Consider the following 20,038-nt stretch of genomic DNA (forward strand, 5'->3'; position numbering starts at 1 on the left):
ACCTCGCACCCGCCGCAAGGGACGAAAATCCTTCGGGAAGGCGAAATTTCCCTCCCCGCGAGATTTTTCCCTGACAAGAGCGGGCACATTCTTCAAAGAGGGCTCGTGTCTGACTGGAACTTGGCGCAAGCGCGCGACCTCTACGGCCTCCATCGCTGGGGCAATGGCTACTTCGACTTGAACGACCAAGGTGAGGTCGTGGTCCATCTGCGGGATCAGGCGACCGGGAAGGAAGTGCCTGTTTCCCTCCCCGAGATCATCAAAGGCATGGGCGAGCGCGGCTGGGCCATGCCCATCAATCTGCGCTTCCGCGACCTTCTCGACCGCCGCATCGAACACCTCAATGAAGCCTTCCAGAAGGCGATGAGCCAGGCCGGCTACCAGGGAAAATACCGCGGCGTCTACCCCATCAAAGTCAACCAGCAACAGCAGGTGGTGGAGGAGATCTCCCAATTCGGAAAGAAATACAACTACGGTCTGGAGTGTGGCTCCAAACCCGAATTGCTGGCCGCCCTTGCCCACCAGCACAACCCCAAGGCCCTCATCATTTGCAATGGCTACAAGGACACCGAGTTCATCGACCTTGCCCTCCGTGCCACCCAAATGGGCCTGCGCGTGATTCTTGTGCTGGAGATGCCCTCCGAATTACCCGCTATCATCGAGCGCTCGCAAGCACTGGGCATCCGGCCCGAGCTCGGCATCCGCTTCCGCCTCTCCACCAAGTCGGAGGGGCATTGGGCGGACTCCGGCGGCGATCACTCCGTCTTTGGCCTGAATACCGGGCAGGTGATCGACGCCATCGACGCCTTGAAGGCCGCTGACTTTCTCGACACTCTCCGGCTCTTCCACTTCCACCAGGGCTCCCAGCTCCCCAACATCCGATCCATTCGCGAAGCGGCCTCCGAAGCCACCCGGGTTTACGTTTCCCTCGTGCAAGAGGGCGCGCCCATGGGCCTCCTCGATATGGGCGGTGGCCTGGCCATCGATTACGACGGCTCCAGCAGCTCCAGCTCTTCTTCAGCCAATTACTCGCTAGACGAGTATGCCGCCGACCTCATCGAGACCGTGCAAGAGACCTGTGCGCAGGCCGGAGTGCCCCATCCCGACATCGTCACCGAGTCGGGCCGCGCGATTGTCGCCTACTACTCGGTCCTCACCTTCAATGTCCTCGACGTCACCACCTTCCACGTCCCCGAGGCCCCGCCCCAGCCCGGCCCGGAAAGCCATCCCATGCTGCAGAATATCGCCGAAGTGGTCGATCGTGTGGAGGCCCGCAATCTCAACGAGTGCTTCAATGACGCCCTCTTTTACCGGGACAAGATTCGAGCCCTCTTCACCCTCGGCACCATCAACCTGCGCGACCGCGCCTTGGGCGAAAAGACGTATTGGCACATCATGACCCGCATCGGCGAGGAGGTGCAACAGCTCCAGCACGTCCCCGACGACCTGACCCAGATCGACGAAAATCTCACCGACTTCTACTACGCCAACCTCTCCGTATTCCAGTCTCTGCCCGACGCTTGGGCCATTGGCCAACTCTTCCCCATCATGCCCCTGCACCGCCATTTGGAAGAGCCCTCCCGCCCGGCCATCATCGCGGACATCACCTGCGATTGCGATGGCAAGATCGACAAATTCATCGACCGCGACTCCACCCGCAACCAACTCCCGCTCCACCCCTTCGATCCCGCCAAGGACGAGCCCTACTACCTCGGAGCCTTCCTCACCGGGGCCTATCAAGAGACCTTGGGCGACCTCCACAACCTCCTCGGCGACCCCAATGTGGTCTCCGTAGCGGTGGAAAATGGCGAGGTCTCCCTCACCCACGAGGTGGAAGGCGACACCGTGGCCGACGTCCTCAGCTACGTGGAATACAACCCCAAGGACCTCGAAACCCGCTTCCGCCGCTTTGCCGAGGACGCGGTCAAAAAGGGAAAAATCACCGCCGCCCAGCGCAAGGAAACCATGCAGGCCTTTCGCGAGAGCTTGCACGGATATACTTATTATGAAGACTGAACATTTCCTGTAATTTTACAAAAAATATCCTCTCATTTTTTATCGACACGGAACGATATTTTCATCAAACACGGACCGTGTCTCTAAAAAATGAATACCCCCATTAATTATTCCACCTTATTATTCTTAGCCGCCACTTTGCCGACTCCGGCAGCAGTCAGCTACACAGCCCGGCACGTCAATAACACTACCAATCAATCCATCAGATACCTTGATGCTACGGCGGGCACTCTGGTTGTAGGAGGCCAGAACCACTTCGGAGTCGCCCCAACCGTAGCCAACCCGGCTCCGCCAGCAAGCGTGTTCCAGAATGACACGGCTACGGGAACCACCGCTGCATACCCACTTCAGCAATATTTCGAAAGTGGCAGTTTCAGCATGATTTATGAATTCGACGAGTTTGTTAGGAGCGGAACGTTCCGACTGGACTTGGCCTGGCAACACAGCAACTGGGAAATCGAACTTCTCAATTCCCAAGGTGCAAGTTTTGCCACCGAAGCGGTCACTTTAGGCAACAATAGCGATCGGGACGCCCAAGAGCGAGGAGTCGAATTTGAGGTATTGGGTCTGAATTCTGCGATCCTTTCGATGAATAGGCTAACCAGTAAAGCGGGAGACGGATTCTACGGAACCTTCACCGTGACTTCGGAAGGAATGTATTCAGGAATCCGGATTAGCCAGGTTCACAGTTCCGACCGCGATACCAACGCAACATTGACGGGAATACAAAACAACTTCGATAGCAACGCCCGACTTTACGTCTCAAATTTGCAAGCAACCGGAATCGCCGTTCCCGAGCCCTCTTTCATCAGTTTGATCGCTTTTCCTACATTTTTTTGGATAAGCAAACGAAGCCGAAACAATCGAAGAAAGTCATAAATCGTCTTGCTTCCAACCTACCTGCGGATCAGCTTTAGAAAGGATGTTTGGTTTTCTCCAAGCCCCCCGGGCAGACTGTTGCGGACGCGCCCCGGGGTTGTGGCGTGGTCACTTCTGCGGCCTCGCCACCCGCATGAGCCACGACTTTGGCCCGTGGTCCCGCTTTCTCATCAATCGCGATGCCACCTTTCTCGCCCTGGCCGCTACCATGAAGGAAGACCACCCGCCCCGCTGGGGCACCTGCTGCAATCCCCTCGCCCAGCCCCGCCTCCTCTACGACCACGCTCCCGGAGTCGCCTATGCCGCCGATGTCACTCTCTGTGCTCTAGGGGTCAAGCTGCAGGACGATGCCGGGGACGAGAGTGGCCTCCGGCGTCTGGCGGCGCGCATCGGAAAAATCTCCTTAGCCCCTGCTCTCGACAAGGCCATCGCCCGCCTCAACAGCCAAGGCTTTCCCACTGCCGAGGTCTCAACCACCATTCTGTCGCAAACCTCCATCGAGCAGGACAATCCCGATGCCCGGCAAGCGGCAGCGGCCACCGCGCAAGCTTACGGAGAGATTTTTGCCTTTACCCAGAAAGAAAGCCCCGAAGAGACCCGGATGAGAAGCATCGGGCAATCGCTCGGCCGCCTCATCTACTGGGACGATGCCTGGCGGGATTGGCCGGAAGACCGCAAAAGATCCCGCTACAATCCCCTGCAACGCACCCCTCCGCCCGAACTGCGCAGCTTGATGGAGAGCGAGCACGATAGCCTGGCCCGGGAGGTCAGCCTCCTCCCACCCCATCCCCAGCAATCCGTCTTGGCCCAGGTGGTGGCCCAGACCAGAAAGCACCTCCCCCGCGCCACCGAGGACCCGGCGAAAACCGAGAAAAAACGACGCCGGGCCGAAAGACGCAGTCGCGACGAGCGCCGCTGCGACTGGTGCTACTTTTGCGATGGCGATTGCTGCTCTTGCTCCAGCGGTGGTTTTGCCTGCGGCTTCTGCGACTGAGGGGCCGTCTGGCAGGCAAAAAAAGTAAGCGCGCTCCATACTTGAGACAATTGCCAGCCCGACTATCGTTTGCCCCAGTAACAGCCCGACTGCCTTTTGACTGACCCCGACGAAATAGAAGAAATCATGGCCCGCGTGCACCGTTTGGAGTTGCGGGCCAAGCGACTGGTGAAGGAGACTTTCGCGGGCGACTACCACTCTTCCTTCAAGGGACAAGGGCTCGATTTCGACGAATTCCGCGAATACCAGCACGGCGACGAAATCCGCTTCATCGACTGGAACGTCACCGCCCGGCTGGGCACGCCCTTCATCCGCAAATTCCGGGAAGAACGCGAGCTCTCCGCCATCATCGCGGTCGATTTGTCCGCATCCATGAACTACGGCTCGGTGCGACTCTCCAAGCGCGAGATGGCTGCGGAAATCGCCGCCCTCATCGCCTTTTCCGCCCGCGACAATGGCGACAAAGTGGGCCTCCTCCTCTTTGCCGACGAACCGCTTCTCTACCTCCCCCCGGCGAAAGGAACCAAGCACATCCTCCGTTGCATCCGGGAAATCCTCGCCACCCCCTCCCCGGCGGGTGCCGTGAATTTTCCCGCCGCGACCAAAGTGATGATGAAAGCCATTCGCCAGAAATCCCTTCTCTTCTTGCTCTCAGATTTCATTGGCGCGGATTTCACCAAATCTCTCGCCACCCTCTCCCAACGGCACGATTTGGTGGCGCTGCGCCTCTTCGACCCCATCGAGCAAGATCTTCCGGCCGTGGGCAAGGTCACTTTAATCGACCCCGAGACCGGCTACGAGCGGGTGGTCAATACCTCCAATAGCAACGTGCGCATGGGCTTCTCCAAGCTCAGCCGGCGCTACCGCGAGGGCATTGAAAAAACCTTCAAACGCTACGACATCGACCACGCCGCCCTCGCCAGCAACGAAGACCCCTTCAAGGTCCTCCATGGCCTCTTCCAACGCCGAGCCAAAAGGAAACAGTCATGATGCGAAGCTCCCACTCCCTCTTCTGGTCCGGGGGCGGTCTGCTGCTCCTGAGTCACGGCCTCTCCTCCGCGCAATCCACGCCCCCCCCGGCGGAGCCTGCCGCCGAACAGGCGACCTCGCTGATCCCAGAACTGCCCGCTACCCCGGAAGAAGAGATCACCCAATCCCCTCATCTTCTCGGCATCCCCAGCTGGCTCATTGTCACGACTCTACTGCTGATTTTTCTCCTGTCCGCCCTAGCGGTGAAGGCCATTTTGCGCAGTCAGCGTAAGGACGAACCCCGCCGCCCGGGAGTTGACGCCCTCGCCGAGGCGAAGGAAAAATTGGCCCGCCTGCGGGAGGAGAGCGAAACGGCACCCCTTTCGGAAGTGGCCACCCGTCTCTCCCTTCTCCTCCGGGAATATCTCGCTGCCTCCAAATCCGAGCGCGCTCTGTTCCAAACCCGGGAGGAATTCCTCACCGATGAAGAACGCCTGCGCCGCCTGCGCGAGCCCGATCGCAGCCAAACCGCCGACCTCCTGGCAGAGCTGGGGGAGCAGCAATACGCCCCACCCACCCCGGCGGGAGCGGTAGCCCACGACCTCATTGTGCGCACCGACACCCTGCTCACCCATCTCGCCCAACCCGAGCCCGTCATTGACTTGGACCATGATTGAATTTTTCCGGCAGCTCACCTTCGCCCAGCCCCTTTGGCTCCTTGGCATCCTGGCGGTGCCGGCCCTCTGGTTTTTGCAAAAGCGCGAGGGGGCCAGCTCCTCTCTCGCCTTTTCCTCCCTCGCCATTCTGGGCTCACTGGGCCAGAAACCCCGCATGCGCCCGGGCGGGGTAGCCTTCATTCTCCTCACCCTCACCCTGGTGGCCGGTCTGGTGGCCTTGGCCCGACCGCAACATCGCGAGACCTTCATCGCCCGCAAGGCCTCCGGCATCGACATCCTCCTCACCCTCGATTTGTCGGAATCGATGAACATTCCCGATTTCCTTCCCCCCGGAGCGCGCCGCCCCATCCCGCGCATCGACGCGGCCAAGCAAGTGCTCAAGCCCTTTATCAGCAATCGCCCCAACGACCGCATGGGGCTGGTCGTCTTCTCCGGGCAGCCCTTCCCCCGTTGCCCCCTCACCCTGGACCACAATTGGTTGCAGACTGCGGTGCAAGACGTCCAAATCAATGACATCGCGGAACAGGGCACAGCCATCGGTTCGGCCATCGCCGCCGCTGCCACCCGCCTGGATGCCCGCGATTCCAAGTCCCGCATCATCGTCCTAATCACTGACGGAGCTTCCAACTCGGGCAAACTCTCCCCCAAGCAAGCGGCCGAGCTGGCTGCCGAGCTGGGCATCAAGATCTACACCATCGCCATCGGGACGGAGGACGGTCGCGTGGGGCGCAACATCATGGCCATTCCCCGACAAGAGTTCGACGTGGAAACCTTGCAAGAAATCGCCCGCGTGACGGGTGGGGAATTCTTCCGGGCCCGCGACTTTCGCTCCCTGGAGGCCACCTTCGATAGCATCGACCAGCTGGAAAAATCGGAAGCCCGTATTTCCAGCACCGTGCAAGCCACCGACTTTTATCCCTGGGTGCTGGGATTCGCCACCCTGTGCGCCTTTGCCTCCCTGTTGGCCCAAGCTCTCTCCCTTCCACCCCAACCCTGAGTTGTCATGAAGTTTGCCGAACCCGCTTTTTTCTTTCTCCTCCTGCTCGTTCCCTTGCTGGCTCTGGGAGCTTGGCTCGCGGAACGACAACGGCGGGAAGCGTGGCAAAAACTAGTCGCCCCCCGCTTGCGGAAAAAGCTGGTGGCTCCCGCCTCGCCCTATGGCCGTTGGCTTTCGCTGGCCTGCGGTCTCCTCGGCTTTCTTTTCCTCATCCTGGCCCTCGCCCAGCCCAATGCGGGGGAACGCGAAGTGACCTCCCAAGTGCGGGGACGAAACATCATCATCGCCCTCGATGTCTCCCGGTCCATGCTGGTGCGCGACGTTGCCCCCGACCGGCTGCAGGCGACCAAGACCGCGGTCTACGAATTTCTCGACCGCTTTCCGGAGGAACGCATCGGGCTCCTGGCCTTTGCCGGCACCGCCGCCTTGCAAGCCCCGCTGACCGTGGACCACAACGCGCTGCGCGAAACCCTCGACCAACTGGACGAAAACAACGTGCCCTCGGGGGGCTCCAACCTCGCCGATGCCATTAACCTCGCCACTCAGACCTTCAAGGAGACTGGTCAGCGCACCCATGGTCTCATCGTCTTTTCCGACGGGGAATTACACGAAGGAGAGCTCGCCGATGCCGCCTTCGACGCCCGCGAGGCCGGAGTCTTTGTGGTCACCATCGGGATGGGCACGCGGGAAGGCGACTTCGTCCCCGATGGGGAGGAGAGCGATGGCCGCTTCCGCGACCGGGAAGGACGCCCCGTCCTCTCGCGCCTCACCCCCGAGCCCTTGCAAGAATTGGCCGCCGACACGGGAGGCCTTTACTTGGAGGGCATCCAGAATAACTTCACCGAAAGCATCGATACCGTTATCAGTCGTTTGGACGCCTTCGAAGACGAGGGCCGCGTGCAGCGCAAGCCCGTCCCACGCTTTCAATGGTTCCTCATCACCGCCATGCTCTTTTTCACCGCCAGCATCCTCCTCCGCTACCTGTGGCCGCCAGCACGGCCCGCCATGGTCAGCGCCCGCCCGGTGCTCACCGCCCTCACCGCTTTCCTGCTGGTGGGCCTCACTCCCCGGGCCGAGGCTTGGAGCAATCCGCTCGAAGGCTTCCTGGGCACCCAGGCCCTCCGCAAGGGCGAAAGCAAAACCGCGCGCGAGCATTTCCGCAAAGCGGCAGAAGAAAGCGCGGGAGAAGAGCGGGCCCGGGCCTACTTCGGACAAGGCCTGAGCGATTACCAGAGCAAGGCCTTCACAAAGGCCGCCGAAGCGTTTGGCGAGGCCCTGCTGAGCGAAAACCAGACCCTGCAACGCGATGCCCACAGCCACTTGGGCAACACCCTCTACCAACGGGCTTACGAACAGCTGCAGACGGACCCCAGCCAGCTGGAAACCCCCATTTCCCTGCTGGAAGACGCCTTGGCTCATTACGACTCCGCTCTCACCCTCGACAACGAACATGAATTTGCCCGCACCCGGCGGGACATCGCGGCCCAAGCCCTCGAAATCCTGCAAAAGCAGCAAGAACAACAGCAACAAGAGCAGCAGGACCAGGAAGAACAGGAAGAGGACGGCGAAGGCGAGAACGGCGAAGAAGAGCCGGAGGAGGGCGACAACGAGGGCGAAGAGGGCGAGAATGGGGACAATGACGAAGAGGGCCAAGATGGGGAGGGAGGCGAAGGCGAGGACCCGCAAGAAGGCGAAAATGGCTCGGAGGGAGACGACGAAAAGGGTGAGGGCGCGAATGATCGTCCGGAAGGCCAGCAAGACCGGCCCGGAACTCCGGGAGAAGCCCCCGAAATGCGCCCGGCCCCTCGCGAAGGCGAGAGCGGAGAGGAATTTGCCCGCCGCATTCTGGAAGAAAACGCGGACATCCAGCAGGAAGCCCTCCGCAAACACGGCCGCCAGTTCACCCCCAACAAAGACTGGTAAGCCTCTTTTCCACCCCTTTTTCCCTGTGAGCTTTTTTTCAAACTGAAACATGATGCGACTCCTTTTCCTCTTTCTTCTCACCCTCCCACTCACGGTCGCGGCCCAGAAGCGCGGCGAGAAGGTGACTTCCTCCTTCCCTCTCACCCAGGTCCTGGTCGGCGAAGAAGCCCTGCTCAACGTGCAAATCGAAGGCGAACGGCCCAATGGCTCCTTAAGCTCCACCCAGGCCAGTGAATTGAGCTTCCGCACCCTTGAGCCCGATTACATCAACGAGCAATTTCTCAGCCTGAATATCGGCGTCTCGGCCGCCGAACCAGGGGTCAAAGAGGTGCCCGCCTTCCGCATCCCGCTGGCATCGGGCGAACAAGTTTCGGAAACCTTTGCCATGGAGGTCTTCCCCGCTGACAAAATCCAGTGGAACACCCTCGCCATCAATAACCAGAACTACCGCATCGGCAGCCTCATCCTCTACCCCACCGGCTCTCTTTATGCCGGACAAGCGGTGCCCCTGACCGCCAAGCTCCTGTTGCCGGAGAATCTGCCCGTCCGCAGCATCGGCTACGCCGAAATCGAGAAGGACAACATCGGGGCCTGGCGCATGGAAGCCCCCTTCCCTCCCCGCTACGATCAGCGCGTGCGTCCCCGTAGCCCCAATGCCCTCCAACCCCGCACGGTCAAGGTCGACGGCCAAAGCTACCAGGTGGTCAACTACGTCACCATCGCCGCTCCCCTGAGCGACGGCACCGTCACCGTTGGCCCCGGAACGGTGCAAGGGCTGCAAGTGCAAATCTCCACCACTACCCAAAGGGGCGGCTTCTACAGCAGCATGAGCCGGAGCTACAATCTCGAGTTGGAGCTGCCTGCCATCAGCTTCGAGGCCCTCCCCCTCCCTGCCGGGGCCCCCGAGGGATTTGCCGGGGCGGTGGGAGCTTTCACCCTGGAGACCACCCTCGACCAGGAAGGCGAACTGAAGCCGGGCGATCCGGTGATGGTCAATCTCGCGGTCTCGGGAGAAGGGAATCTCGACACCTTGGCCGCGCCAGAGCTGGAGGCCCCGGAGAAAAATTGGAAAACCTACCCCCCCTCGCGCAAAACGGACGACACCCGCCGGAGCAATCGCGGCACGGTGAACTTCAGCCAAATCCTGCGCCCCCTGGTGCCCATCGAAGAAGTTCCCTCCTTCACCCTGAGCTTCTTCAACCCCGCTACCACCAGCTACGAGACCCTGCGTAGCGAACCCATCCCGCTCACCCTCTCCCCTCTCGCTTCCGGCGCGGGCTCCTCCGCTCCCCCGCCGGCAGGACTGGTGCCCGTGCCTGAGATGACCGACATCCTCGGCCTCATTGACCCTCAGCCCTATCGCGCCCGCAGCGGCCCTTCCCTCCTCCCCTGGTGGCAGGTGCTGCCCGCCCTCGTGGTGGTCATCCTCCTGCTCCTCATCGTCCGCCGCCACCTACCCCGCCTCCGGCAGGAGGACCCGGAGAAAGCCCGTCTGCAAGCGGAACTGGAAGAGCTGCGCGGCAAAAGTGACGCGCGCGAGTTTCTCCGTGCAGCGGCCAATCTGGCCGAGCGCGAGGGAGAAAAAGGCGATGACTTCGTGGCCGAGCTGATCGCGGAGCGCGATGCCCGGTGCTTCCAACCCGGGGAAAAAGAACCGGAGCTCCCCGCCAGCCGCCGGGAGGATATCCTTGCCCAATTGAAGAAGCGCTTGAGCCAAGTCATTCTCCTCCCCGCCCTCCTCCTTCTGGGGACCCCTCATCAGGCCGAGGCCTTTCACGAGGAGGCCCTGCGCGCATGGAACGAAGGCGATTACGAAGCGGCCCTCGCTGCCTACGAGCTTGCGCGCAAGGACCAGGAGACCCCCGACCTCCTCTTCAATATCGGCAACTGCCACTACCGCCTCGGCAAACCGGGAAAGGCCGGACTCTTCTACCATCGGGCCTTGGAGCTGGATCCCAAGCATCCGGAAGCCCGCCAAAATCTCGCCTTCCTCGAGCGAAAAATGGGGGCCATCTCCACCCTCCCCGACGCGGCCCCCGGCTGGCCTTCCCGCAGCTTGCTGCGAACCTTGCTCGCCGCCTCCGCCTGGGCTTTTGCCATCTTCCTCCTCCTGCGCTTTGCCCGGCCGGACGCGAAAAGCAAACGCCTCTCCACCCTCGGGCAGCTGGGCACCGGCTTGGCCCTGCTCACTCTGGCCCTCGTCCTCTTCTTCCATCCTCGCAAAGAAAGCACAGCCCCCCCGGTCAATGCGGTGGTCGTAAGCTCGGAAGCCAGCCCGGTGCGTAGCGAGCCTTCCGCCGGGGGGAGCATCATCCTCAAGGCCGGCCCCTCGACTGCCTGTCGGGTGCTGGCCGAACGCGGCCCCTGGTCCTATATCGAACTGCCCGATCACACCCGCGGCTGGATCATCAGCGACGGCCTCGAATCCATCTGATTCCAGCCCGGCGGCGCCTAGAATTTCTGGGGAATAATGATCTCCTCCGGAACGGGCTGGCGCTCGTAGTCCTCATGGTGGATGCGCGGAGGCAGATCCACAATCTCCCGCTCCACATGCTCGTAGGGCACCTGTTCGAGCAGATGGGTGATGCAGTTGAGCCGCGCCTTCTTCTTATCATCAGCCGGCACCACCCACCAGGGTGCCTCCGGGATGTGAGTGTGCCGCAGCATCACCTCTTTGGCCTTGGTGTAGTCTTCCCAACGCTTGCGGGACTCCAAATCCATCGGACTCAGCTTCCATTGCTTCAGCGGATCATGGTTCCGGCACTCAAAGCGAAACTCCTGCTCTTCATCACTGATGGAAAACCAATACTTCACGATTTGTATCCCCGAGCGAATGAGCATTTTCTCGAACTCCGGCACCGAGCGAAAAAACTCCTGATACTCTTCCTCGGAGCAAAAACCCATCACCCGCTCCACCCCGGCGCGATTATACCAACTGCGGTCGAAGAGAACGATTTCCCCCGCCGCCGGAAGATGCTCCACATAGCGTTGGAAATACCATTGCGTGCGCTCGCGACTGTTCGGAGCCGGCAGCGCGGCGACCCGGCAGATGCGGGGATTGAGCCGCTGGGTGATGCGCTTAATCACACTGCCCTTGCCCGCGGAATCCCGCCCTTCAAAGAGAACCACCAACTTGTGCCCCGTTTCCACCACCCAGTCCTGCAGCTTCACCAACTCCACCTGGAGACGGTAAAGTTCCCGAAAATACTCCCGCCGAAAACCCCGATCCAGCTCGTGATTCCGGCTATCCTCCTCCGCCTCCTCCAATCCCATTTCCAACTCTTCATCGAACTGATCCACGTAATCTTCGCGGATGCGCTCGAAGTGTTCTGCCATTTTTTCGGGGCTCATGCCGGCAGTTCTTAGGATGGTCCTTGGCAAAAAGGAGGGAGGACTTTTGTGACAATTTTGTCACTCAATACCAACTTGATATATCTATATATTATGATATGTGGCGAAAACGTCACGCGATTACAGGTGCTTCCTCCCGGGCCTTTCTCCAAGTGATTCATATGTCCTCACTTAGCACCACGGAAGGCAACGATCATGCCGAAGAGAAAGGGCTCTCTCTCCACGAGACCCAAGAAGGGAATCAGGCCTTGCGCTGGATCACGGTCGTCCTCCTCATTTACGGCCTTTTGATTGCCGTCGGCATGATTGGCACAGGTTTCAAGACCGCCACCGGGGATAAAGCGACCGAGCTTTTCGCCTTTGCCAGCAATCCCTTCGCGGGTCTGGTGATCGGCACCGTGGCCACTGCCCTCATCCAGTCCTCCTCCACCGTTTCCTCCATCATCGTCGCTCTCGTGGCTGGCGGGCTTCCGGTGGGCATCGCCATTCCCATGATCATGGGAGCCAATATCGGCACCACCATCACCAATACCCTGGTGAGCTTGGGTCACGTGCGAGATGGCCAGGAATTCCGCCGCGCCTTTGCCGCCGCGACGGTGCATGACTTCTTCAACCTCATCAGTGTCGTCATCTTCCTCCCGCTGGAGATGCTCTTCCATCCCTTGCAAAAGCTCTCCGCCTGGATCGTGCAGCCCATGGTGGGTTCGGCCAGCCTGTCCATGAGTGAGCTCAACTTCATGAAAACCCTCACCAAGCCGCCCGTGACCCTCGTCAAGGACCTCCTCTCGGGCTTGGGACCGATGGCCACCGGCATCATCATGGCTGTGGGGGGCATCGCCCTCATCTTTCTCGTCATCACCTACATCGGCAAGCTGCTCCGCAAGCTGATGGTGGGCAAAGCCAAGGCCATTCTCCACACCGCCATTGGCCGCGGCCCGCTCTCCGGGATTTCCTCCGGCACCCTGGTCACCGTCTTGGTCCAGTCCAGCTCCACCACCACCAGCCTCGTCGTTCCTCTCGCGGGCACCGGCGTCTTCACCCTGCGCCAGATTTATCCCTTCTGCCTGGGCGCCAATATCGGCACCTGCATCACCGCCCTGCTCGCCGCCACCGCCATCTCGGGCGAGACGGCCGTCTTTGCGATGCAGATCGCGATTGTCCACCTCCTCTACAACATCCTGGGCGTGCTCGTCATCTTCGGCCTCCCCATCCTGCGGGAGTGGCCCATCAAGGCCGCCGAATGGCTCGCCGAAGTGGCGGCCAAACAAAAACTCTACGCCCTGGCCTACGTGGTGGGCACCTTCTTCCTCATCCCCGCCATCCTCATCGGGGTCAGCTCGGCTTTCGACAAGTCCGGCAACAAGGCCCCGTCCGCAGTGGAAGAAATCGAATCCTCTCACTAGCCCTCCTCACCTTTCAACCCCTCTTTCCCATGAAAAGTATCCGCCGCCAAAACCTGGAAGCCGAACTCGAAAAAGTGCGCGCCGACGTCACCCGCCTGGAAGAAGAAATCGCCAAAGTGCTCGAGGCCGAACAGCATGAAGAAGTCGAGCACTTGGAGGAATACTTCGACGCCGTCGAGACGCGCTTCCGCGGACTCCGGGCCTTTTGGCAAAGTCTCTTTGAGAAGCCGGGCGCCTGAAAAAACTTCCCCCCCGACAAAGCCGTCGTCCCCACCCTCACCCCGGGGACGATGGCTTTTTTCTTAAAAAATTGCACATCCCGCATTCGCCAAACGCGAAAGACCCGTTAGGCTCAAAGCCATGAATCCCCCCGAAACCGTCATCGAGCTGATTGATGAAATCGATGAGAGCGAGACTTGGCAAGCTCTCGAGGAAGCCTTGCAGGCTGAAGACGCCACCACCACCAAGGAAATCCTCGATGGCCTCGAAGCCGAGGATCAGGCCCGAGCGGTTTCCCGTCTCTCGGCAGAAAATCGCGAAGCGCTCGTCACCACCCTGCCGCACGAAGACTTCGCCCAACTCTTGCAGGAACTCCCCGAAGCCCAGGCGGTGGAATTGCTTGAAACCCTGCCCAGCGAACAAACCGCCCCGGCCGTGGGCCATCTCCCCCCGGAAACCAGCAGCCGCCTCCTGCGCGAACTGGAAGACGAGGATTCCGCTGAAATCCTGGGCGAAATCGCGGATGCCGACAGCCTCACCGAGCTGAAGGCCCGCCTGACCTACACCGAAGGCTGCGCCGGTAGCCTCATGCGGGGCAGCCCGGTGAATTTTCATCAGGACACCACCGTGCGGGAGCTCCTCGACGACCTCCATGATCGCGCGGAAGACTACTCCGACCGCGACATCCAGTATCTCTACGTGGTGGATGAGGAGAAGAAACTGAAGGGGGTGCTGCAGCTCCGGCAACTCTTCTGGGCCCCACGGAGCAAGACCATCCGGGAGCTGATGATCCCCGATCCGCTCTCCGTCTCGGACAAACTCGACTTCCACGACCTGGCGGAGATTTTCAAAAAAAAGCCCTTCCTCGGTCTTCCGGTGGTGGATGACGAAGGTCGGCTCCTCGGGGTCGTGCCCCGCGACACGGTGCAGCGCGAAACCTCCGACGAGCAGACCGAGCTTTATCTGCAATCGCAGGGTATTGTGGACGGGGAAGAATTGCGCTCCATGCCCCTGCTCGACCGGTGCCGCAAGCGCCTCGCCTGGCTGGCACCCAATATCGTGCTCAATCTCGCCGCCGCCAGCGTCATTGCGGCCAATGAAGCCACTTTGCAGGAAGTCATCGCCCTAGCCGTCTTTCTCCCCATCGTCTCCGACATGTCCGGCTGCAGCGGCAATCAGGCCGTCGCAGTGAGTATCCGCGAGCTCACCCTCGGGATTCTCAAACCCAAGGATTTTATCCGCGTCATTTCCAAAGAAGGGCTCGTCGGCATCATCAACGGCACCCTGCTGGGCCTCCTCCTCGGCGCGGTTGCCGCGATCTGGAAAGGCAATCTCGTCCTCGGTGCGGTGGTGGCCACGGCCCTCGCCCTCAACACTGTTCTCTCCGTCTTGCTCGGTGGCCTGGTTCCCCTTCTGCTCAAAAGCCGCAAGGTCGACCCCGCCCTCGCCAGCGGTCCCATCCTGACCACCTGCACCGACATGTGCGGCTTTTTCCTCGTGCTCTCCCTGGCCTCGGCCGTGCTGCAGCACCTCGTCTGATCGCTTCCGGCTTTACAGCAGAGGGGAAACTTTCATTGCCTAGGCGGGATGAAAGTTTCCCTCTTGCTCGCCCTTTGCGCTCTTCCGCTCTCCGCTGAGGAGACCATTGCCACCCGCATCGTCAGCCACGATGCCGCCTTTGAAACACTGCTCTCGCCCGAAGCCGAAATCGAGGTGCTGGCCTCGGGCTTCGATTGGTCGGAGGGCCCCGTCTGGGATGCGGCAGAGCAGCGCCTCCTCTTCTCCGACGTGCCCAACAATGTCGTTCACGCTTGGTCGGAGAAAGACGGTCTCTCGGTCTATCTCCAGCCCTCGGGCTTCAGCGGTCCTCGAAAGAATTCCCGCGAGCCCGGCTCCAATGGCCTCGCCTTCGACGCCCAAGGCCGTCTCCTGACCTGCGAACACGGGGACCGCCGGCTGTCGGTGCTCACTGCCGATGGCGGCAAGATGACCCTCGCCGACACCTACCAAGGCAAACGCTTCAATTCCCCCAACGACCTCGTGGTTCACTCGTCCGGCTCCATTTTTTTCACTGACCCGCCCTATGGCTTGCCCAATCAAGGCAACGGTCCCGAGCGTCAACTGGAGGAAAACGGCGTTTACCGTTGGGATGAGAATGGTGACGTCAACCTCGTCATCGCCGATCTCGACCGCCCCAATGGAGTGACCTTGTCCCCGGACGAACAGACCCTTTACATTGCCCAGTCCCACGGCCCAGCCCCCCACGTGATCGCCTATCCGGTGCAAGACGACCTTTCGCTGGGGGAGGGCCGGGTGCTTTTCGACGCTTCCACCCTGGAGCCACAGCTCCCCGGTGCTCCGGACGGGCTCAAAGTCGACCACGAGGGCAATATCTGGAGCAGCGGCCCCGGCGGAGTCTTCATTGTTTCGCCCGAGGGCAAGCTTCTCGGTCGCATCCTCACCGGACGCCGCACGGCCAACCTGGCCTGGGGCGGGGACGATTACTCGGTGCTCTACCTCACCGCCGATCACGATCTTCTCCGGGTGCAGACCCGGACCCGTGGCCCCCGGCGCCCGCACCACCAGTAAGCAAAGAGGAACCTGAATGTGCGCTTGCCCGGTTTGTGGAAAAAAGCCCGGCAAGCGGACTTCGTTCTTCTTTCCGGGCCCGTGATTGCCAATTCTCCTCCCATGACTGAAGCACCCGAGCCCAACCGCCTCTTCCTCCTCGACGGGATGGCCCTCGTTTATCGCGCCCACTTCGCCTTCATCCGCAATCCCATCATGAACTCCAAGGGGGTGAACACCTCCGCGCTCTTCGGCTTCACTAACACCCTCCTTTCCATCATCCAGACCGAGAAGCCCACCCACCTCGCGGTCGCCTGGGACACCTCCGCCCCCACTCCCCGCCACGAAAAATACCCCGCCTACAAGGCCAATCGCGACGAGATGCCCGAGGAACTCCGCGCGGCCATCCCAGCCTGCAAAGAGCTCTGCCAAGCCTTCGCCCTTCCCCTGCTGGAAATCGATGGCTACGAGGCCGACGACCTCATCGGCACCCTCGCCAAGACCGCCGACGAGCGCGGTGGCTTCCACACCTTCATGGTCACCCCGGACAAGGACTTCGCCCAGCTCATCTCCCCCACCAGCACGATGTGGCGCCCCGGTCGCAAGGGTGGTGACCACGAAGTCATCCGAGAAGCCGAACTGCCCAAAATCTGGGGCGTGAACGAGCCCCACCAAATCATCGACCTCCTCGGCCTCATGGGCGATGCCTCCGACAATATCCCCGGGGTGCCCGGAGTCGGCCCCAAGACCGCGGTCAAGCTCATCGACCAATTCGGCTCCATCGAAAATCTTCTCGCCAACACCGCCCAGCTCAAGGGCAAGCAGAAGGAAAAAATCGAGGAAAACCGCGAAAACGCTCTTCTCTCCAAAGACCTCGCCACCATCATGCGCGATGCCCCCCTGGAGGTCAGCTTCGAGGATCTGGCCCTCAGTCCTTACGACGAGACCGCCATCCGCGAGCTCTTCGCCGAATACGAATTCCGCACCCTCGCCAAGCGCCTCTTCGGCGACAACGCCAGCGAAGCCACCTCGGAGGAAGCCGCCCCCGAGCCCGCCACCAGCTTCCGCACCATCGCCGACACCCGGCCGGACTACGAGCTGGTCAATTCTCCCGCCCAAGAAAAGAAACTCTTCGCCGCCCTCGAAAAAGCAGACCGCTACTGCTTCGACCTCGAGACCACCTCTCTCGACCGCTTTGGCTGCGACATCCTCGGTATCGCCTTTTCTTTCCAAAGCGGCAGCGGTTATTACCTGCCCTACAACCGCGTCCACCACCCGCGCCTACAGAAGCTTTTCGCCCTCCCGGCGGAAAAAATCGGCCACAATCTCAAGTTCGACCTCCACATCCTCAAAAGCCACGGCATCGAGGTCGCGGGGCCCTTCTTCGACACCATGCTGGTCCATGCCCTCCTCTACCCCGAGCAACGCCACACCATGGACCGACTGGCCGAGAACCTTCTCAGCTACCAGACCATCAAATTGACTGAGTTGGCCGAAAGAGCGCTTGCCGAAAAGAACAAGGCCGAGAGTGAAGAGGGCAAAAAAGCGAAAACGAAAAACTCAAAGGCCAAAGAGGACTCTGACCAAATGGACCTCTTTGCGGCCACTAACACGCGCGGAGGGAAAAAGAAAAAGCCCGCTCTCGACATGAAGGCCATTCCCCTAGAGGCCCTTGCCGAATACGCCGCCGAGGATGCCGACATCACCTGGCAGCTGGCCGAGTTGCTGCGTCCCTTGTTGCAAGAAAACGGCCTTGCGGAAGTCTACGAAACGGTCGAAGCCCCCCTCCTGCCCGTTCTCGTCGCCCTGGAGGCCGAGGGAATCACTCTCGATCCCGAGCGCCTGGCCGAGGTCGATGGCGAGCTCAGCAGCCGCATCGACGAGGTCAGCGAGCGCATCACCAGTGCGGCCGGCGAGCCAGTCAACCTGAACTCCCCCAAGCAGCTCGGCGAGGTTCTCTTCGACAAGCTCAAGCTCGTCGACAAGCCCAAAAAGACGCGCACCGGCCAATACAAGACCGACGAGCAGACCCTCAGTCTCCTCGCCGCCGAGCACCCCATCGCGGCCGACATTCTCCTCTACCGCCAGGCCAGCAAGCTCAAGTCCACCTACGTCGACGCCCTCCCCGGCGAGGTCGCCCCCCACGATGGCCGCATCCACACCCACCTGCACCAGCACATCGCCGCCACCGGACGCCTGGCCTCCAGCGATCCGAATCTGCAAAACATCCCCATCCGCAGCGAGCTGGGACGGGAAATCCGCAAGGCTTTCGTCCCCCGGGGCGACGGCTTCACCCTCCTCGCCGCCGATTACTCCCAGATCGAGCTCCGCATCATGGCCGCCCTTTCCGGCGACCCCTCCATGATTGAAGCCTTCCGCAAGGACCGCGACATTCACACCGAAACTGCCGCCAAAGTCTTCGGCGTCAACAGCGAGGCCGTCACCAGCGAGCAACGCCGCACCGCCAAGATGGTCAACTTCGGCATCATCTACGGCATCTCCGCCTTTGGCCTCTCCCAGCGCCTCACCATTCCGCGCGGCGAGGCCTCCGAGATCATCGAGGCCTACTGGAAAGAATACCCCAAAATCCGCGAGTTCATGGACACCACCATCGAGTCCGCCAAGGAGAACGGCTACGTCGAGACCCTGCGGGGACGCCGCCGCTACTTCCCGGACCTCAAGTCCGGCAACGGCACCGTGCGCGCCAATGCCGAGCGCGCCGCCATCAATACCCCCATCCAGGGCACCGCTGCCGACATGATCAAACTGGCCATGATCGAAACCGCCCAGCTCTTAGGGAAGGAAGGGACGCAGTCCAAGATGCTCCTACAGGTGCACGACGAACTGCTCTTTGATCTCCACGAGAGTGAAAGCGGCACCCTCCCCGCGCAAATCGTCCGCACCATGGAGGAGGCCCTGCCACTTCCCAACGGCGTGCCCATCAAGGTCGAAACCGGCACCGGGGCCACTTGGCTGGAGGCCCATTAAGAGCGGCTATCCCCCTGAGAATTTCAAGTCCTAAGCGGAAGGCGGGTCTGATGCGGACATCACGAGCGACCAATTGCGGGGAAACTTAGGATTAGTCTTCCTCTCCAGTCGGCTTCGCCGGTCGCACAATTCTGAGCAAAGCCCGTGCGATCAAGCCCAGTCCGCCGACTACGAAAAGGACGGGAAACCACAAGGAGTAGCCTGGGGCCTTCGTTTCCTTCTTGAGCACGGCTTGCGCGGGCTGCGCGGGATTGACCCAGCAGATCTGGCGGCTGCCAGCCGGAAATTTCTGCACCAGCGCGCGAATCTTGGCGGACTCCTTCACCCAGGCATTCCCCCGTAAATCGTAATTCTCGGAGCTGTAGGGCTCCCCGGCAAAATCGTAGCCATAAAGAATGCCCAAACTGTAATCGACGGGCACCGCCGGGCCGATCTGACGTTCGCGCACCTCCGATTCCAAAATCACACAAGGAGTCTCCTGCCATTGGTCCATGCTGCGAGCCCGCAGATAGCTACTTCCCAAAAGAGCGGTGAAAATGCCGCCCACGCCCGCGAGGAGAAGTCCAATCCCGATCAAATAGAAGCTGCCCGCCGTTCCTGCCTTCATCGCGCGCAGGCTAGCCTCCCTTGGGAATAGTGGATAGCCTCATCTGTAAGAAAAAAGGCGCTCCGTCACTGGAGCGCCTTTGAGAATGGTAAAAGGATGAATTGAGTTTCAGGCGTCGCCCTGCGCCGCCTTGCGCAACTTGTCGATAGCCTCTTTGGCCCGTTGCTCAGGAGTTTGCTCCTCCTTCTTCTCGGCCGGAGCTGGCTTCTTCTCCTCGTCAGCCTTCTGGGCTTCTTCGGCTTTCTTGGCCTCTTCCGCCTTCTTGTCTGCTTCCGCGGCCTTCTTCGCTTCCTCAGCTTTCTTGGCCTCTTCCGCCTGCTTGGCTGCTTCTGCCGCCTTCTTCGCTTCCTCGGCTTTCTTGGCCTCTTCCGCCTGCTTGGCTGCTTCCGCGGCCTTCTTCGCTTCCTCAGCTTTCTTGGCCTCTTCCGCCTTCTTGGCTGCTTCTGC

15 protein-coding genes and 1 pseudogene are annotated in these 20,038 nt (G+C 60.9%); 13 read left to right on the forward strand and 3 right to left on the reverse strand.

All coding sequences use genetic code 11. From position 1 onward, the window contains the following. Positions 1-105 precede the first annotated feature (105 nt). The 8 genes from speA (at position 106) to JIN78_RS09955 (ending at position 10,889) form a co-directional block, all read left to right on the forward strand. A complete protein-coding gene (speA, locus tag JIN78_RS09920; protein ID WP_200391806.1) occupies positions 106-2,016 on the forward strand; it encodes a biosynthetic arginine decarboxylase in 1,911 nt (636 codons plus the stop codon). 90 nt (positions 2,017-2,106) lie between these two features. After that, positions 2,107-2,895, forward strand: a complete 789-nt coding sequence (locus tag JIN78_RS09925) for a hypothetical protein (RefSeq protein WP_200391807.1) — start codon at positions 2,107-2,109, stop codon at positions 2,893-2,895. Between the two features lie 43 nt (positions 2,896-2,938). Next, the gene (locus JIN78_RS09930; RefSeq protein WP_200391808.1) at positions 2,939-3,889 is read left to right on the forward strand and encodes a DUF5685 family protein; all 951 of its coding nucleotides are present in this window, start codon (positions 2,939-2,941) and stop codon (positions 3,887-3,889) included. A 96-nt stretch (positions 3,890-3,985) separates the two neighbouring features. Continuing rightward, entirely contained in the window at positions 3,986-4,879 is an 894-nt protein-coding gene (locus JIN78_RS09935) for a DUF58 domain-containing protein (RefSeq protein ID WP_234037912.1), read from the forward strand. Beyond that, complete coding sequence (locus JIN78_RS09940) at positions 4,876-5,535, forward strand: hypothetical protein (protein ID WP_200391809.1); 660 nt, start codon at positions 4,876-4,878, stop codon at positions 5,533-5,535. The genes JIN78_RS09935 and JIN78_RS09940 overlap by 4 nt, the downstream gene beginning before the upstream one ends. Then, on the forward strand, positions 5,528-6,532 hold the full coding sequence (locus tag JIN78_RS09945) for a VWA domain-containing protein (RefSeq protein ID WP_200391810.1): 1,005 nt from the start codon (positions 5,528-5,530) through the stop codon (positions 6,530-6,532). The genes JIN78_RS09940 and JIN78_RS09945 overlap by 8 nt, the downstream gene beginning before the upstream one ends. Before the next feature lie 6 nt (positions 6,533-6,538). Then, on the forward strand, positions 6,539-8,455 hold the full coding sequence (locus tag JIN78_RS09950) for a VWA domain-containing protein (RefSeq protein ID WP_200391811.1): 1,917 nt from the start codon (positions 6,539-6,541) through the stop codon (positions 8,453-8,455). Between the two features lie 52 nt (positions 8,456-8,507). Beyond that, a complete protein-coding gene (locus tag JIN78_RS09955; RefSeq protein ID WP_200391812.1) occupies positions 8,508-10,889 on the forward strand; it encodes a tetratricopeptide repeat protein in 2,382 nt (793 codons plus the stop codon). 17 nt (positions 10,890-10,906) lie between these two features. Here the strand turns inward: JIN78_RS09955 and ppk2 are convergent, their stop codons facing one another. Further along, on the reverse strand, positions 10,907-11,806 hold the full coding sequence (gene ppk2, locus JIN78_RS09960; protein ID WP_200391813.1) for a polyphosphate kinase 2: 900 nt from the start codon (positions 11,804-11,806) through the stop codon (positions 10,907-10,909). 161 nt (positions 11,807-11,967) lie between these two features. Here ppk2 and JIN78_RS09965 point away from each other — a divergent pair, with 161 nt between their 5' ends. The 5 genes from JIN78_RS09965 (at position 11,968) to JIN78_RS09985 (ending at position 18,984) form a co-directional block, all read left to right on the forward strand. Then, positions 11,968-13,209, forward strand: coding sequence for a Na/Pi symporter (locus JIN78_RS09965; protein ID WP_200391814.1), 1,242 nt, complete (start codon positions 11,968-11,970; stop codon positions 13,207-13,209). 29 nt (positions 13,210-13,238) lie between these two features. After that, positions 13,239-13,448 (forward strand): hypothetical protein, encoded by a 210-nt coding sequence (locus tag JIN78_RS09970; protein ID WP_200391815.1) that lies wholly within the window; start codon positions 13,239-13,241, stop codon positions 13,446-13,448. Between the two features lie 121 nt (positions 13,449-13,569). After that, entirely contained in the window at positions 13,570-14,967 is a 1,398-nt protein-coding gene (mgtE, locus tag JIN78_RS09975) for a magnesium transporter (RefSeq protein WP_200391816.1), read from the forward strand. 48 nt (positions 14,968-15,015) lie between these two features. Further along, positions 15,016-16,017, forward strand: a complete 1,002-nt coding sequence (locus tag JIN78_RS09980; protein ID WP_200391817.1) for an SMP-30/gluconolactonase/LRE family protein — start codon at positions 15,016-15,018, stop codon at positions 16,015-16,017. Between the two features lie 102 nt (positions 16,018-16,119). Then, on the forward strand, positions 16,120-18,984 hold the full coding sequence (locus JIN78_RS09985; protein WP_200391818.1) for a DNA polymerase I: 2,865 nt from the start codon (positions 16,120-16,122) through the stop codon (positions 18,982-18,984). 91 nt (positions 18,985-19,075) lie between these two features. On the opposite strand, the gene JIN78_RS09990 is transcribed toward JIN78_RS09985, so the two are convergent. Together JIN78_RS09990 and JIN78_RS09995 are read right to left on the reverse strand one after the other, a co-directional pair. After that, positions 19,076-19,591, reverse strand: coding sequence for a DUF3592 domain-containing protein (locus JIN78_RS09990; RefSeq protein WP_200391819.1), 516 nt, complete (start codon positions 19,589-19,591; stop codon positions 19,076-19,078). A gap of 108 nt (positions 19,592-19,699) precedes the next feature. Beyond that, positions 19,700-20,038: pseudogene (locus tag JIN78_RS09995) on the reverse strand (hypothetical protein); the annotation flags it as partial.

It is taken from the genome of Roseibacillus ishigakijimensis (assembly GCF_016595415.1).
In the GTDB taxonomy this organism is placed as follows: domain Bacteria; phylum Verrucomicrobiota; class Verrucomicrobiia; order Verrucomicrobiales; family Akkermansiaceae; genus Roseibacillus; species Roseibacillus ishigakijimensis.

Coding starts and splice junctions, on each gene's coding strand:
- JIN78_RS09925 (WP_200391807.1), top strand. CDS start 2,107: ATGAATACCCCCATTAATTATTCCACCTTATTATTCTTAGCCGCCACT.
- JIN78_RS09930 (WP_200391808.1), top strand. CDS start 2,939: ATGTTTGGTTTTCTCCAAGCCCCCCGGGCAGACTGTTGCGGACGCGCC.
- JIN78_RS09940 (WP_200391809.1), top strand. CDS start 4,876: ATGATGCGAAGCTCCCACTCCCTCTTCTGGTCCGGGGGCGGTCTGCTG.
- JIN78_RS09945 (WP_200391810.1), top strand. CDS start 5,528: ATGATTGAATTTTTCCGGCAGCTCACCTTCGCCCAGCCCCTTTGGCTC.
- JIN78_RS09950 (WP_200391811.1), top strand. CDS start 6,539: ATGAAGTTTGCCGAACCCGCTTTTTTCTTTCTCCTCCTGCTCGTTCCC.
- JIN78_RS09955 (WP_200391812.1), top strand. CDS start 8,508: ATGCGACTCCTTTTCCTCTTTCTTCTCACCCTCCCACTCACGGTCGCG.
- ppk2 (WP_200391813.1), bottom strand. CDS start 11,806: ATGAGCCCCGAAAAAATGGCAGAACACTTCGAGCGCATCCGCGAAGAT.
- JIN78_RS09965 (WP_200391814.1), top strand. CDS start 11,968: ATGTCCTCACTTAGCACCACGGAAGGCAACGATCATGCCGAAGAGAAA.
- JIN78_RS09970 (WP_200391815.1), top strand. CDS start 13,239: ATGAAAAGTATCCGCCGCCAAAACCTGGAAGCCGAACTCGAAAAAGTG.
- mgtE (WP_200391816.1), top strand. CDS start 13,570: ATGAATCCCCCCGAAACCGTCATCGAGCTGATTGATGAAATCGATGAG.
- JIN78_RS09980 (WP_200391817.1), top strand. CDS start 15,016: ATGAAAGTTTCCCTCTTGCTCGCCCTTTGCGCTCTTCCGCTCTCCGCT.
- JIN78_RS09985 (WP_200391818.1), top strand. CDS start 16,120: ATGACTGAAGCACCCGAGCCCAACCGCCTCTTCCTCCTCGACGGGATG.
- JIN78_RS09990 (WP_200391819.1), bottom strand. CDS start 19,591: ATGAAGGCAGGAACGGCGGGCAGCTTCTATTTGATCGGGATTGGACTT.